We start from the raw sequence: 15,547 nt of genomic DNA, 5'->3' as shown, positions 1-15,547 counted from the left end.
ATGATGCTTCGCGGCCGGTTCGGGTCAGCCCAGCAGCGCCTCGATGGGGCCGCGTGCGAAGTACAGCACGAAGCCGGCGGCGACGACCCAGAGCAGCGGACTGATCTCGCGCGCCTTGCCCGACAGGGAACGCACCACGACCCACGCGATGAAGCCGGCGCCGATGCCGTTGGCGATCGAGTACGTCAGCGGCATGACCGTCACCGCCAGGAACACCGGCAGCAGGACCGAGAAGTCCGAGAAGTCGATGAACTTGATCTGCGACATCATCAGGGCGCCCACGATCACCAGCGCGGCCGCGGCCACCTCGGTCGGCACGATCGAGACCAGCGGCGTGAAGAACATCGCGACGAGGAAGAGCACACCGGTCACCACGTTCGCGAAGCCGGTCCGTGCACCCTCGCCGATCCCGGAGCCGGACTCGATGAAGACCGTGTTCGAGGAGCTGGAGGTCAGGCCGCCCGCGACGGCGCCGACGCCCTCGACGATCAGGGCCGACTTGATGCGCGGGAAGTCGCCCTTCTCGTCGGCGAGCTCCGCCTCCTTCGACAGGCCGGTCATGGTGCCCATCGCGTCGAAGAAGTTCGTGAACACGAGCGTGAAGACGAGCATGAGCGCCGCCAGCACGCCGATGCGCTCGAAGGAGCCGAACGAGATCGCACCGACCAGCGACAGGTCGGGCAGGCTGACCAGCGAGGCCGGGAGCTCGGGCACCGACAGGCTCCAGCCGCCGGGATTGACCTCGTCGCCGTCGAACATCGGGCCGATGTTCCAGATCGCCTCGACGATCACGGCGACGACGGTGCCGGTGACCAGGCCGATGAGGATGCCGCCCTTGACCCGGCGCGCGACCAGGATGCCCGTCAGCACGAGGGTGAAGACGAAGATGAGGGTCGGCACCGTGCCGACGGAGCCGTTGACACCGAGACCGATGGGCGGCGAGGACGCACCGGTGGCGGTGACGAAGCCGGCGTTGACGAAGCCGATGAATGCGATGAACAAGCCGATGCCGACGGTGATCGCGAGCTTCAGCTGGATCGGCACCGCGTCGAAGATCATGCGCCGCAGGCCCGTCGCCGCCAGCAGCACGATGATGAGGCCGTTGATGACGACCAGGCCCATCGCCTCGGGCCACGTGACCTGACCGACGACGGAGACGGCGAGGAACGAGTTGATCCCGAGACCGGCCGCGAAGGCGAAGGGCAGGCGGGTCACGAGACCGAACAGCACCGTCATGACACCGGCGGTGAGGGCCGTGGTGGCGGCCACCTGCGGGAAGCCGAGGCTGTTGTCGGCGACATCCACACCGCTGGAGAGGATGATCGGGTTCAGGATGACGATGTACGCCATCGCGACGAACGTCACGACGCCGCCGCGGACCTCGGTGCCGATCGTCGACCCGCGTCGGGTGATCTCGAAGAACCGGTCGAAGCCGTTCTTCGGCTCCGGCGCGTCGGTCGTGGGGGACGCGGTGGACGGGGCTGTGCTCATTGATTGACCTCCGACGAGAACGTTAGTCGCTCGCGCGTGCGCCTCGTGCCTCGCTGAGCGGATGCGGCGGCACCCGCGCGCGCGACCAGGCCATGGGCGCCGCGCGAAGTAGGGTCGATGGCGCATGCATCGCCTCACCGTCGCCCTTCTCGCCACCGTCGACGCCGCGCTCGCCGTGGCCGTCGGGGTCGCGGCGACCCTCGCCCCGCTGACGCTGCTGTGGGTGTTCGGCTTCGGCGGCGACGCGGACTGGGCCTCCCTGTGGCCGGCCGCGGTGGCGCTATGGCAGTTGGGCCATCTCGTGCCCCTGACCGTGTCGCTGCCTGCCGACTACCTCGCCGCCACCGGGATCGACGCGGCAGCGGCATCCTTCACCGTCTCGCTCGCGCCGCTCGCGTTCGCGGCGTTCACCGCCGTGTTCGCCGCGCGATCGGGGGTGCGCGCCTCGCGCGCGGAGGCGTGGGTCACCGGTGTCGTGACCGGCTCGCTGGTGTTCGCCGGGCTGACCGCCGGCGCGGCGGTGACCTCGCCGAACCCGGTCGCCGTCGCCGAGCCGTGGCGGGCGGTGCTCACCCCGGTGCTGCTGTTCACGCTGCCCGCGCTCCTGGCAGCCGCCGTGACCGAATGGCGCGAGGCGGACGAGGGGCCGATCGCGCGGCTGCGCGATCGGATCGAGGCCGCGCCGCACGGGTGGGCCGACGTGCCGGCGCTCGTCGCCCGAGGGTCGGCCGTGGTCATCGTCGGGCTGATCGGCTTCGGCGCCGCGGTGACCGCCGTGGCGCTGTTCTCGCGTGCCGGGCAGATCGTCGCCCTGTTCCAGGCGGGCAACGTCGACGTGCTGGGGGCATCCGTCCTCACGCTCGCGCAGCTGGCGTACCTTCCGACGCTCGTGGTGTGGGGGATGTCGTTCGGCGTCGGGCCCGGGTTCGCCGTCGGCGAGGGCTCCGCCGTGTCGCCGGCGGGGACCCAGGTGGGCGTCATCCCGGGAGTTCCGGCTTTCGGGGCGATCCCTGAGACGACCTCGTCATGGCTGTTCCTCCTCGCCCTCGTCCCCGTGGGACTGGGCGCGCTCGCGGGCTGGATCGCCCGCTCCCGCCTGCTCGGCACGGCCGCGCCGCGCGCACCTCGAGCGCGCGCCCCGCGCTTGCCCGAGACGCCGCGCGGGGATGCCGCCAGGACGTCGGTGCTCGACGGACTGCTGGCCTCGACCGCGTCCGGCCACGGACGGGACGCGGAAGCAAGCGCCGACACGGATGCGCCGCACCGGCGGGACCAGCCCGTCGGCGCCCGGCTCGCGATCGCGGTCGGCATATCGGTGGTCGCCGCCGGCGCCGCGGCGCTGCTGGCCGCGGCCGCCTCCGGCTCGATCGGTCCCGGCAGGCTCGCCGCCTTCGGCCCGGATGCCGGTCGCATCGCGCTCGCGGTGGGCCTCGAGGTGCTGGTCGGAGCCGCCATCCTCCTGCTGTCCCCCCGGGGTCGCGACGCCGATCCCACGGCGTCGGGCGAGCGAGCACATCCGACGTCGCAGGACGCCGTCGACGCTGCGACCGGGGAGGCGCGGACCGAACCCATCGACCTCCCGCGGCTAGACTGAGCGGGTGCTGTCGGTCGCCGTCCTCATCTCGGGCACGGGCTCCAATCTGCGGGCCCTCCTGGAGGCGGCAGCAGACCCCGACTATCCCGCGCGGATCGTCGTCGTCGGAGCCGACCGCGACGCCGAAGGCCTCGCCCACGCCGAGCAGTTCGGCATCCCCTCCTTCACGGTCCCGTACGCGCAGTTCGACTCGCGTGAGGCGTGGGGCGCGGAGCTCGACGCCCAGCTGAAGGTCTGGCGACCCGACCTCGTCGTGCTGAGCGGCCTCATGCGGCTGCTGCCGGCATCCCTCGTGACCGAGTGGTCGCCGCGCATCATCAACACGCACCCCGCGTATCTGCCCGAGTTCCCCGGCGCTCATGGCGTGCGCGATGCCCTCGCCGCGGGCGTGGCGCAGACCGGGGCGAGCGTGATCCTCGTCGACAACGGCGTGGACACCGGCCCGATCCTCGCGCAGGAGCGGATCCCGGTGCTGCCCGACGACGACGAGCATGCCCTGCATGAGCGCATCAAGCCCGTCGAACGGCGCCTCCTGATCGACGTCGTCCGTCGCGTGGCCACCGGCGAGCTGGACCTCGGCGCGGCCGCCGCCGCCGGGCACGCGACATCCGCTTCCTGATCCCTCATCACAGAACCGAGGAGTTCCCCGCCATGGCCGGACCGAGCCACGACCCCGCCCTGTACCGTCACCGCGACGTCGTCCCGATCCGCCGGGCGCTGGTGTCGGTGAGCGACAAGACGGATCTGCTGTCGCTGGCCGAGGCGCTCGCCGGCGCCGGCATCGAGATCGTGTCGACGGGTTCGACCGCGGCGACGATCCGGGACGCGGGGTACCCGGTGACGGATGTCGCGAGCGTCACCGGGTTCCCGGAGTCGCTGGACGGGCGAGTGAAGACCCTGCACCCGAACGTCCACGCCGGGCTGCTGGCCGACCTGCGCCTCGAGGACCACGAGCGGCAGCTGGACGAGCTCGGCATCGAGCCGTTCGAGCTCGTGGTGGTGAACCTGTATCCGTTCGTCGAGACGGTGCGCTCGGGCGCGCAGGGCGACGAGGTCGTCGAGCAGATCGACATCGGCGGGCCGGCGATGGTCCGGGCTTCGGCGAAGAACTACGCCAACGTCGCCATCGTGGTCTCGCCCGAGTCCTACCCGGCCGTCATCGAGTCGATCGGCACGGCCGGCGGCACGAGCCTGACCCAACGCAAGGAGCTGGCCGCCCGCGCGTTCGCGCACACCGCCGCCTACGACACGGCGGTCTCGGCATGGTTCGCGGAGGGGACGCTCGTCGAGGACGGCCTCCCGGCGCACCTGACGATCAAGGCCGAGCGGCTCGCGACGCTGCGCTACGGCGAGAACGCGCATCAGCGCGCGGCGATCTACACCCGCGTCGGCGGCCACGGCATCGCGCAGGCCACGCAGCTGCAGGGCAAGGAGATGTCGTACAACAACTACGTCGACGCCGATGCCGCCCTGCGCGCCGCGTTCGACATGGTCAAGCCCGCCGTCGCCATCATCAAGCACGCCAACCCCTGCGGCATCGCGGTGACCGCACCCAACGCGCTGGACCCGATCGCCAGCGCGCACCTGCGAGCTCACGAGTGCGACCCCGTGTCGGCCTACGGCGGTGTGATCGCCGCCAACGGCACGGTGACGTTGAAGATGGCCGAGAACCTCAAGGACATCTTCACCGAGGTCATCGTCGCGCCGGACTTCGAGCCCGCGGCGCTCGAGGTGTTCCGGGCGAAGAAGAACCTGCGCCTGCTGCAGCTGCCGCCGGACTGGCGCCAGGAGCGCATGGATGTGCGCCTCGTCTCCGGCGGCCTGCTGCTGCAGGACGCGGATCGCTTCCCCGACGACATCGAGTCGGTCGCGAAGGACTGGCAGCTGGTGTCGGGGCAGCGCCCGGCCGACGAGGACATGACGAACCTCATCTTCGCCTGGAAGGCCTGCCGTGCGGTGAAGTCCAACGCGATCGTCCTCGCGAAGAACTCCGCGACCGTCGGCATCGGCATGGGGCAGGTCAACCGCGTCGACTCGTGCCGCCTCGCCGTCGAGCGTGCCGGCGATCGTGCCGCCGGCTCCGTCGCGGCATCCGACGCCTTCTTCCCCTTCGCGGACGGACCGCAGGTGCTCATCGACGCGGGCGTCAGCGCGATCGTCCAGCCCGGCGGATCCGTGCGCGACGACGAGGTGATCGCCGCCGCGCAGGCCGCCGGCGTGACGATGTTCTTCACCGGGGAGCGCCACTTCTTCCACTGAGCGCCGTCCTCGGACGCGCACGCGCCGGTGGCCTCGGGCCGCCGGCGCTGCGCGTTCATCCTCCGCGTCCCCTGCGCGCAACTCAGGCGGATTCCGGCTGCGGGGCGCCGCGATGCCGCCTGCGACGTGTTCCGCCTGAGTTGTGCGCGCACCGCGGCGCCCGGTGCCTCCCGCAGCCACGTTCCGGAGGGGGTTGCGCCGCCGACTAAACCGCTTTAGGTTTGAACCGGTTTAGATCCGATTGGGAGCACGCGATGGCACAGACGCCTCCGCCGACGATCGCCGATGTGGCGCGCCGGGCCGGCGTGAGCAAAGGCCTGGTCTCCTTCGCGTTGAACGACCGTCCGGGAGTCGCGCCCGACACCCGCCGGCGGATCCTCGAAGCGGCAAGCGACCTGGGATGGACGCCCAACCTGCGCGCGCGCTCGCTGAGCACCGGCCGCTCCTTCGCGTGCGGACTCGTCGTCGGCCGAAGCACGGACGTCATCGCGGCCGACCCGTTCTTCCACTCGCTGATCGCGGGTCTGGAGGATGTCTTCGCGACGTCGGGTCAGGTCCTGGTCCTTGCGGTCGCGACACCGGGCCGGCAGGAGGCGGCGACGTACCGGAGTCTGGCCGGCGACCGCCGCGTCGACGGGGTCGTCCTCACGGACCTGCGAGCCGGCGACGAGCGGATCGCGCTGGTCCAGGGACTGGGGCTGGCCGCCGTCACTCTGGGCCGACCGGACGTGGACAGCCCTTTCTCCTCCGTCTCGGTCGACGACGGGGCGGGCATCCGCCGGGCCGTGGAGCACCTCGCGCGACTCGGGCATCGCCGTATCGCCCACGTGGCTGGGCCGTCCACCATGCTGCACGGTCAACGCCGGTCGGACGCGTTCTCGTCGAGCGCAGCCGAGGCCGGCCTCGAGCCGATCGTCGTGGCGACCGACTTCAGCGCCGCCGAGGGAGCCGAGGCGACCCGCCGGCTGCTCGCCGCCGAAGACCGCCCGACGGCGATCGTGTACTCGAACGACCACATGGCGGTGGCGGGCCTGGGTGTCGCTCAGCGTCTCGGGCTGCGGGTGCCCGACGACCTCTCCATCACCGGCTTCGACGACACCGACCTGGGCAGACACCTGCACCCGGCTCTCACCTCCGTCGCGACCGACGCGCGGGCGTGGGGCCGCGCGGCCGCGCAAGCGCTGCTGGACACCCTGTCGGGCGCGCCCGAATCGCACATCCATCTCGCCGAGCCGACCCTCGTCGTGCGCGAGTCCACGGGGCCCGCCCCCGACCACCCCCGCGGCTGACGCCGCGACCGAACAAGGAGCAGATAATGCGACGACGCATCATTCTCGCGGCAGCCGCCGCGGCCGGAGCTCTCACACTCACCGCATGCGGCGGAGGCGGAGGCGGCTCAGCGGGCGACGGCATGGACAGCCGCGGCGACATCACCATCTGGTACTCCAACAACGAGGCCGAGATCGCCTGGGGCGAGCAGATGGTGGAGGCGTGGAACGCCGAGCACCCGGATGAGCAGATCAAGGCGCAGGAGATCCCCGCGGGAGCATCCAGCGAAGAGGTCATCGGCGCCGCCATCACCGCCGGCAACGCGCCCTGCCTCATCTTCAACACCTCGCCCGCCGCGGTGCCCCAGTTCCAGAAGCAGGGGGGCCTGGTCAACCTGTCCGAGTTCGACGACGGCGAGGACTACATCACGCAGCGCAGTGGCGACATCGCCGAGCAGTACCGCTCCGAGGACGGCGGCTTCTACCAGATGCCGTGGAAGTCCAATCCGGTGATGATCTTCTACAACAAGGCGATGTTCGCCCAGGCGGGCCTCGACCCCGAGAACCCGCCGCTCGGGACGTACGACGAGTTCCTCGCCACGGCGCGCACGCTCAAGCAGGCCGGAGTCGCGCAGTATGCGATCAACCCGGCTCCCACGAGCGAGTTCTTCCAGTCGTGGTTCGACTTCTACCCGCTGTACGCCGCTCAGACGGGTGGCACACTGCTTGTCGAAGACGGTGCGGCGACGTTCGACAGCGAGGACGGTCGGGCCGTCGCAGAGTTCTGGCGCACCCTCTACGAAGAGCAGCTCGCCGGCCAGGAGCAGTACCAAGGCGACGCGTTCGCCGACGGCTACGCCGCGATGGCGATCGTCGGGCCGTGGGCGATCTCGGTGTACGGCGAGGACGTCGACTGGGGCGCCGTTCCCGTGCCGACGCAGGACGGCACGGCTCCCGACGAGACATGGACCTTCAGTGACGCGAAGAACGTCGGCCTCTACACCGCGTGCGAGAACAAGGCCACCGCATGGGACGTCCTGAAGTTCGCCACCAGCGAGGAGCAGGACGGGATCTGGCTGGAGGAGACCGGGCAGATGCCGCTCCGCCAGAACCTGACCGACACCTACCCTGACTACTTCGAGGCCAATCCGGCGTATCAGCAGTTCGGCGACCAGGCATCGCGCACGGTCGAGGTGCCCAACGTGCAGAACTCGGTGGAGATCTGGCAGGCCTTCCGCGACGGCTATTCCGAGTCCGTGATCTTCGGCGAGGTCCCCGTCGACGAGTTCCTCAGCGACACCGCCGCCCGGATCGGCGAGCTCGCCGCGGGAAGCTGACATGACCACGGATGTCGCGGCCTCCGCGGGCCGGACCGGGGGCGACCCGGGCCGGCCCGCGGGCCCGGCCGCGGGAGGGGTTGCCGCCACGTCCCGGCGGCGCAGGCGGATCCTCGGCGCCCAGCCTCTCGGCATCCTGTTCTCGGCGCCGTATCTCGCCTTCGTCGTCGTGGTGTTCGCATGGCCGATCGTCTTCGCGGTGTGGATGTCGTTCCAGGACTACTTCTTCGCCGCTCCCGGCGCCGAGGTCGACCGGCCGTTCGTCGGCTTCGACAACTACGTGACGGTGCTCACCGACCCTGACGTGTGGCAGGCGTTCGGCAACGTGGGGATCTTCCTCCTCATCAACGTCCCCCTCACCGTCATCCTCTCGATCGTGCTCGCCACGGCGCTTGACCGCATCGTCCACGCGCGCACGTTCTTCCGCGTGAGCTACTACCTGCCGTACGTGACGGCATCCGTCGCGGTGGTGTCGGTGTGGCTGTTCCTCTTCGCCCGCAACGGCCTGGTCAACAATGTGTTGGGACCGCTGGCACCGGACCCGTCGTGGCTCGTCAACAGCTCCCTCGCGATGCCGACCATCGCCCTCTTCGTCACGTGGAAGGGGCTGGGGTTCTACATCCTGCTCTACCTCGCCGCGCTGCAGAACGTCCCGAAGGAGCTGTACGAGTCGGTGGCGGTGGACGGCGGCGGCCGTGTTCGGCAGTTCTTCTCGGTGACGGTTCCGGGGGTGCGGCCGGCGACGCTCCTGGTCGTACTGCTGTCCACCATCACCGGGGCGAACCTCTTCACCGAGCCGTATCTGCTGACCGGCGGCGGTGGACCCAACGGGGCCTCGACATCCCCGGTGCTGCTGATCTACCAGCGCGGCATCGAGCAGGGGAACCCGGATGTCGCGGCCGCCATCGGCGTCATCCTCATCGTGTTCGTGCTGATCCTGGCGGCGATCCAACGCAAGCTCGTGGGAGGCGACGAGTCATGAGACGAGCCCTCGGCAGCAAGGTCGCGCTGTACGTCGTGCTGAGCCTCGGCGCCATCGCATTCCTGTTCCCCTTCTACTACATGGTCGTCGGGTCGCTGCAGACCGACGTCGATCCGACGCCCGCGGGGGCGTTCCCCGACCCGGCGAATCTCACCGGCGACAATTACGCCGCCATCAACGAGCGGATCAACCTGCTCCAGGGACTGCTGAACTCCGGCATCTTCACCGGCGGCGTGCTGCTGGGCACCGTCGTCTTCGGGGTGCTGGCCGGCTATGCGCTCGCCGTGCTGCAGTGGCGTGGCCGCAGCGCGACATTCGCGCTGGCGCTGCTGGTGCAGGTGATCCCCTTCCAGCTGCTGATGATCCCCCTGTACGTGATGATCGCGCGGGACTACGGACTGTCGGACACCTACATGGGGATGATCCTGCCGTTCTTCATCAATTCCACCGCGGTGATCATCTTCCGGCAGTACTTCCTGCAGCTGCCGCCGGACCTGTTCTCCGCGGCCCGCATCGATGGTGCCGGCGAGTTCCGACTGCTGTGGAGCGTCGCCCTGCCACTGGTGCGCCCTGCGCTTCTCACGGCCGTGCTGCTGACCTTCATCGGTCCGTGGAACGAATTCCTGTGGCCCTTCCTCATCACGAAGGAGGCCTCGATGCAGCCGCTCGCGGTGTCACTGGCGAACTTCATCTCGAACATCGCCGCATCCACCTCGAACCCCTTCGGCGCGATGATGGCCGGCGCGGTCGTGCTCGCGGTCCCCGCCGTGACGCTGTTCATCGTGTTCCAGCGGTACTTCACGACCAACGACCTCGGATCCGGAGTGAAAGGATGACCATGCCCGAGATCCCCTACCGACTGCGCCGTGTCGGCGTCGTCATGACGCCCCAGCCCGGCGACCCGCTCGAGGCCGAGGGGGTGCTCAATCCAGCCTCCGGGCGCGGACCGGACGGGGAGCTGTATCTGCTCCCGCGCTTGGTCGCCGAGGGCAACGTCTCGCGCGTGGGGCTTGCCCGGGTGGTCGTGGAGGAGGGGATCCCGACCGGCGTCGAGCGCGAGGGCGTCGTGCTGGAGCCCGACCGCGGCTGGGAGCGCGGCGTGGGGAACGCCGGTGTCGAGGATCCCAGAACGACGTGGATCGACACACTTGGACTCCATGTCATGACGTACGTGGCATACGGGCCTCTGGGACCGCGCACCGCCCTCGCCGTCTCCGAGGACCTCCGCGAGTGGCGCCGACTGGGCCCGGTGCTGTTCCGTTACGAGGACGAGCTCGACATGGACCTCAACCTGTTCCACAACAAGGACACGGTGTTCTTCCCCGAGCCGGTCACGGCGCCCGACGGCGTCGAGGCGCTCGCGGTGCTGCACCGCCCGATGTGGGACCTCGGCGAAACCAAGCCCGGTCAGGGCGTGCGGCTGCCGGCGGGCGTGACCGATGCGCGCCAGTCGATCTGGATCAGCTACGTGCCGCTGGACGCGGTGCGCGACGACATCCGCAACCTCGTCCTGTGGGAGCAGCATCGCTTCGTCGCCGGCCCCGCGTTCGCGTTCGAGGAGGTCAAGATCGGCGGCGGCCCGCCGCCGCTGCGCGTCCCCGAGGGCTGGCTGGTGCTGCACCACGGTGTCACGGGCGTGATCGACAGCGCGTTCGCGCAGCAGCAGCGCGTCAACTACGCCGCCGGCGCCCTGCTCCTGGACGCCGCGGATCCGAGCACCGTGCTCGCGCGCACGCCCGAGCCCCTGCTCGCACCCGAGACCGACGACGAGCGCAGCGGGATCGTGCCCAACGTCGTCTTCCCCACGGCCATCGAGCAGATCGACGGACGTCTGTTCGTCTTCTACGGGATGGCCGACTCCAAGATCGGCGTCGCTCTCCTCGAGCGCACCGACGACACCGCCTGACACCGCGGCCGCCAGGCCGCACGACAGAAGGATCCGCATGTTTCCGCTCGCACGACGGGGTGCGCGCGTTCCGGCCGTGGCCGGAGCCGCACTCGCCCTCACCATCGGGCTGGCGGCGCCCGCGACGGCATCCGCTCAGGATGCTGCCGCGGGCACCGCCCCCGGTCGATCGGTCGCGGCTGTGCCGCTGACGAACCTCGCCCACCTGAACTTCCTCCTCGACCACGTGACGCCGCCACCGGGTATCGAGGGGCACACCACGTATCGACTGGCGGAGGAGCCGACGCTCGTCATGCCGTGGACGTACGCCGATGCGCGGGACGGCGGAACGTTCGAGCGGGTCGGCGGCGGCCCGCTCGACCCGGCGACGGGGCACTGGGGGCAGGGCGCGTTCAACGCCGACGACGTCTCCCGCGCCGCCGTCGTGTACGTGCGGCACTGGCAGCAGACCGGCGACGACGCCAGCAGGCAGACGGCGTACGAACTGCTGCGTGCGCTGGCGTACCTGCAGACCGCGGACGGTCCGAACGCCGGCAACGTCGTCCTCTGGATGCAGCCGGACGGCACGCTCAATCCGTCGGCGGAGCCCGTGGAGCTGCCCGACCCGTCCGACTCCGGGCCGAGCTACTGGCTCGCGCGCACGATCTGGGCGTTCGGTGAAGGGTACGCGGCCTTCGCGGACGCCGATCCGGACTTCGCGGGCTTCCTCGAAGACCGCCTCGCGCTCGCCGTCGACGACATCGACCGTCAGGTGCTGACGCGCTACGGGGAGTGGACCGAGAGCGACGGGATGCGCGTGCCGGCCTGGCTGATCGTCGACGGCGCGGATGCGTCGGCCGAGGCTGTGCTGGGCCTCGCCGCCCGGGTAACGGCCCGCCCGGACGATGAGGGGGCGACGGAAGCCCTTCGCATGCTCGCCGAGGGCATCGCCGCGATGTCCGCCGGCGACGTCCAGTCGTGGCCGTACGGCGCCATCCTGCCGTGGGCGCAGTCGCGCAGCATGTGGCATGCGTGGGCGTCGCAGATGCCGGCTGCGCTGGCCGCAGCATCGGTCGCCCTGGACGAGCCGGCGCTTGCCGAACCCGCGGTGGAGGACGCCGCGGTGTTCACGCCGACGCTGCTGACCGCCGGGGGCCCGGACAACGGATGGTTCCCCAGCCCGACGGACAGGGTGCAGATCGCCTACGGCGCAGACTCCCGCGTCCAGTCGCTGCTGGCGGTCGCCGATGCCTCGGGGTCGCAGGGGTTCGAAGACCTGGCGGCGATGCAGGCGGCGTGGTACTTCGGGGCGAACCGCTCCGGAGCGGTGATGTACGACCCGGGCACCGGGGTCACCTACGACGGGCTGCAGCCGGACGGCTCGGTGAACCGCAACAGCGGCGCCGAGAGCACCATCCACGGCCTGCTCACGATGCTCGCACTGGACGCGCGTCCCGGCCTCGGCGAGCGTGCCACGTCGGTCGCGACCATCGCCGAGCGCGATGGCCTCCGCGTGGCGGAAGCCGAGACGGCGGCCGAGACCGACGGCACGGTGTCGACTCCGACGTCGTGGACGGGGGAGTCGAGCTGGTCGGGCGACGCCCTCACGCTGGCGCGCGGCGAGCACGCAGTGTTCGACCTCGGTGAGGACGACACGCGCCGGTGGATCGAGCCGGTCGTGTGGACCGATCCCGGCGCGACGAGCTCGTCGCTGTGGACGGCGGAACGGATGCCGCTCGGACTCCTGCGGGCGCACGGCCCAGACCAGGGCATCTCGCCGGCTCCGGGCGTGCTGCTGCCGTGGTCGCTGCAAGCGCCGGTGCTCGCGAACCGGGAACGCGTGCGCGTCGACGTGACGTCGGGCTCGCTCATGCTGGACGCCCTCCTCGTCCGGCCGGTCGAGTCGCGTCTCGTTCTCACGGGCGAGGGCGGCACGACGCAGCTCGTCCACTCCAGCGCCGCGGTGCCGCAACCGGTCCGGGTCGGCACAGCGGGGGAGAAGACGACGCTCACGGTGTACGACGCCGGTGGTGACGTCGTCCATCGCCGGGACATCACCGGTGAGCGGCGCATCGTGCTCCCGAGCGGAGGGTTCGCGATCATCGTCGGGTGACGACGGCAGCGCCCGGCGCGCCGCTTCGCGCGTCGTGCGCATCCCTTTCGCATAACTCAGGCAGATCCGATCTCCGCGCTGCCCCCGGTGCCGGCGGCAACCGGTTCTGCCTGAGTTGCGCGCTGGCGACGGGGCGGCAACCGCAGCGCTGTGTCCGAAGTCCGCAGGCGTGAGGCGGCGACTCGCCCGCCCACAGCCGTGTCCGATTTCCGCGAGCGGACGTCGACGGGTCGTGTCAGGCTGGTGGCATGACCACGGCGATGACCTTCGAGGAGCGGTACCGCGCGATCGACTCGCGCGACCCGCGCTTCGACGGCCAGTTCGTCACCGCCGTGCGCTCCACGGGGGTCTACTGTCGCCCGAGCTGCCCGGCACGCACGCCGAAGCCGTCGAACGTGACGTTCTATCCCACGAGCGCCGCGGCGCACGAGGCGGGTTACCGGGCCTGCAAACGATGCCTGCCCGAGGCGGCGCCGGGCTCGCCGCAGTGGAACCTCCGCGGTGACATCGCGGGGCGCGCCATGCGGCTGATCGCCGACGGCGTGGTCGAACGCGAAGGCGTGCCGGGGCTGGCCCGGCGACTCGGCTACTCGCCGCGGCATCTGACCAGGCTGCTCACCGCCGAGCTGGGGGCCGGGCCGCTGGCGCTCAGCCGCGCCCATCGGGCGCAGACCGCGCGCATGCTGCTCGTGGGGACCGACCTGCCGGCCGCCGACGTCGCCTTCTCCGCGGGCTTCGCCAGCGTCCGCCAGTTCAACGACACCATCCGCGAGGTGTTCGGGATGCCTCCGCTCGAGCTGCGTGCGCGCCGCCGGCCGCTCCATGCCGCCGCCGACTCCTCCCACGTCGCGTCGGCCGCGCTGACGGCGATCGACCTCGTGCTCCCGCACCGCGGTCCGCTCGACGCCGACGGGCTCTTCGCGTGGATGTCGGCCCGCGCGGTCGCCGGCGCCGAGACGGCGACGCCGTCCTCGTTCGCGCGGACGCTGCGGCTCCCGCACGGACCGGCGTGGTTCGAGCTGCGCCTGGACGGACCGGGCAGGGTGCGACTGCGCGCCAGGCTGACACACCTCGCCGACCTGTCGACACTCGTGACGCGCGCGCGCCGCCTGTTCGACCTGGACGCCGACCCCATCGCGATCGACGAGGCGCTGTCGCGGCATCCCGAGCTCGCGCCGCTGGTGGCGGGGCTACCCGGCATCCGGGTGCCGGGGGCGGCAGATCCGCACGAGATGCTCATCCGGGCGATGGTGGGGCAGCAGATCACCGTCGCTGCCGCGCGCACCGCGCTCACGGGCCTGACAGCCGCCCTGGGCGAGGACGTCCCGGAACTGGGCCACACGGGAGCGGAGAAGCTCTTCCCCACGATGGCCGCGATCGCCGAGCGAGGTCACGAGGTGCTGCGCGGACCCGCCGCCCGCACGCGGGCGCTCACGGGCGTCGCCGCGGCCCTCGCAGAGGGCTCTCTGATCCTCACGCCCGGCGACGACGGCGCCGAGCAGCGGCAGGCGCTTCTCGCGATGCCGGGCATCGGTCCCTGGACCGCCGACTACGTGCGCATGAGGGTGCTCGGCGATCCCGACGTGTTCCTTCCCGGCGACGTCGCCGTGCGCACGGGTGCCGCCGCAGCGGGACTCCCATCCGACGCCCGGGCGCTGACGGTGTGGGCTGCCCGCTCCGCACCGTGGCGCAGCTATGTCACCGCACATCTCTGGCGCGCGGTGCCGGCCAAGCCGGTCCGGCCGGCGCGCCCGATGCGATCACCGAGGCGCCCGAGCCGCGCCTCGGCCGTGGCACCCGTTCCCGTGACGTCCTCGATGAAGGCGACCTCATGAACACCGCGACCATCCAGACCATCGACACGCCGGACGGCGCGTTCACGATCCTCGCCGATGAGGCGGGCCGGGTCCTCGCGTCGGGCTGGACCGACGAGGTCGATCGGATCGTCGGACGCCTCCGCGCGGCCGACCGGCCCGACGCTGTGCGCGAGGGGGAGACGGATGCCGCCGCGGCGGTGGCCGCCTACTACGCCGGCGACGTCGGTGCGATCGACGACGTGCCGGTGCGGCAGTACGGCACCCGGATGCAGCAAGCCGGGTGGCAGGCGCTGCGGCGCATCGCGCCGGGCGCTCCGCTGACCTACACCGAGTTCGCCGCGGCGCTCGGTTCGGCCAACGCGGTGCGTGCCGCGGCATCCATCTGCGCGCGCAACGCGCCCGCCCTGTTCGTCCCCTGCCACCGTGTGCTGCGCACCGGCGGAGCCCTCGGCGGGTTCGCGTGGGGGCTCGAGGTGAAGCGGAGCCTGCTCGACCGGGAGGCCGGCGTTCCCGCGCTCGTCGACGAGACGCGGGAAGTCGCCATTGCGCTCAGGTAATTCCCAGGTCTAGGCTGGAGGGCTGTCGCGCCGGAAGGCGCGGCAGCCCTGTCCGCTCGAGCCATGGAGGATGCCATGTATCAGGCCGCCGTCGCCGCGAAGACCGCCTTCGTCCTCCGTGCCGCCGGAGCGGGCCGGATCCGCATCCAGGGGTAGCGGCTCCTCCCGCATTCCTCCAGCAGACGTCGGCACACCGCCGTCCCACGGCGCGATGCGCTCCGCGAGGCGTCGTCGTCTCCGACCG

The 15,547-nt window shown here is 71.2% G+C and carries 12 protein-coding genes; 11 read left to right on the top strand and 1 reads right to left on the bottom strand.

All coding sequences use genetic code 11. The annotated features are described in order from the left end of the window. Positions 1 to 24 precede the first annotated feature (24 nt). Complete coding sequence (locus tag AC5RVZ_RS28575) at positions 25 to 1,491, bottom strand: NCS2 family permease (protein ID WP_494069008.1); 1,467 nt, start codon at positions 1,489 to 1,491, stop codon at positions 25 to 27. Between the two features lie 124 nt (positions 1,492 to 1,615). Between AC5RVZ_RS28575 and AC5RVZ_RS28570 the strand changes: the two genes are divergently transcribed. The 11 genes from AC5RVZ_RS28570 (at position 1,616) to AC5RVZ_RS28520 (ending at position 15,303) form a co-directional block, all read left to right on the top strand. Next, complete coding sequence (locus AC5RVZ_RS28570) at positions 1,616 to 3,085, top strand: cell division protein PerM (protein ID WP_494069007.1); 1,470 nt, start codon at positions 1,616 to 1,618, stop codon at positions 3,083 to 3,085. Positions 3,086 to 3,089: 4 nt separating this feature from the next. Further along, positions 3,090 to 3,704, top strand: coding sequence for a phosphoribosylglycinamide formyltransferase (gene purN / locus AC5RVZ_RS28565; protein WP_494069006.1), 615 nt, complete (start codon positions 3,090 to 3,092; stop codon positions 3,702 to 3,704). Between the two features lie 32 nt (positions 3,705 to 3,736). Then, positions 3,737 to 5,344 carry a bifunctional phosphoribosylaminoimidazolecarboxamide formyltransferase/IMP cyclohydrolase gene (gene purH / locus AC5RVZ_RS28560; RefSeq protein WP_494069005.1) on the top strand — a complete coding sequence of 536 codons (1,608 nt, stop codon included), beginning with the start codon at positions 3,737 to 3,739 and terminating at the stop codon, positions 5,342 to 5,344. A gap of 254 nt (positions 5,345 to 5,598) precedes the next feature. Beyond that, the gene (locus AC5RVZ_RS28555; protein ID WP_309063721.1) at positions 5,599 to 6,633 is read left to right on the top strand and encodes a LacI family DNA-binding transcriptional regulator; all 1,035 of its coding nucleotides are present in this window, start codon (positions 5,599 to 5,601) and stop codon (positions 6,631 to 6,633) included. A 26-nt stretch (positions 6,634 to 6,659) separates the two neighbouring features. After that, positions 6,660 to 7,949, top strand: a complete 1,290-nt coding sequence (locus AC5RVZ_RS28550; RefSeq protein ID WP_494069004.1) for an extracellular solute-binding protein — start codon at positions 6,660 to 6,662, stop codon at positions 7,947 to 7,949. 1 nt (position 7,950) lies between these two features. Then, positions 7,951 to 8,931 carry a carbohydrate ABC transporter permease gene (locus AC5RVZ_RS28545; protein WP_494069003.1) on the top strand — a complete coding sequence of 327 codons (981 nt, stop codon included), beginning with the start codon at positions 7,951 to 7,953 and terminating at the stop codon, positions 8,929 to 8,931. After that, complete coding sequence (locus AC5RVZ_RS28540; RefSeq protein WP_309063724.1) at positions 8,928 to 9,767, top strand: carbohydrate ABC transporter permease; 840 nt, start codon at positions 8,928 to 8,930, stop codon at positions 9,765 to 9,767. The genes AC5RVZ_RS28545 and AC5RVZ_RS28540 overlap by 4 nt, the downstream gene beginning before the upstream one ends. A gap of 2 nt (positions 9,768 to 9,769) precedes the next feature. Then, a complete protein-coding gene (locus AC5RVZ_RS28535; RefSeq protein WP_494069002.1) occupies positions 9,770 to 10,837 on the top strand; it encodes a glycoside hydrolase family 130 protein in 1,068 nt (355 codons plus the stop codon). A 37-nt stretch (positions 10,838 to 10,874) separates the two neighbouring features. Next, entirely contained in the window at positions 10,875 to 12,929 is a 2,055-nt protein-coding gene (locus tag AC5RVZ_RS28530) for a hypothetical protein (RefSeq protein WP_494069001.1), read from the top strand. A gap of 248 nt (positions 12,930 to 13,177) precedes the next feature. Continuing rightward, positions 13,178 to 14,764, top strand: a complete 1,587-nt coding sequence (locus tag AC5RVZ_RS28525) for an AlkA N-terminal domain-containing protein (protein ID WP_494069000.1) — start codon at positions 13,178 to 13,180, stop codon at positions 14,762 to 14,764. Continuing rightward, positions 14,761 to 15,303 (top strand): methylated-DNA--[protein]-cysteine S-methyltransferase, encoded by a 543-nt coding sequence (locus AC5RVZ_RS28520; RefSeq protein ID WP_494068999.1) that lies wholly within the window; start codon positions 14,761 to 14,763, stop codon positions 15,301 to 15,303. The genes AC5RVZ_RS28525 and AC5RVZ_RS28520 overlap by 4 nt, the downstream gene beginning before the upstream one ends. The last annotated feature ends 244 nt before the right edge of the window (positions 15,304 to 15,547 follow it).

This window comes from Arthrobacter sp. Cza30, assembly GCF_059090765.1.
Note: the sequence above shows the minus strand (reverse complement) of the source record. Positions and strands in the feature narration are given on the sequence as shown.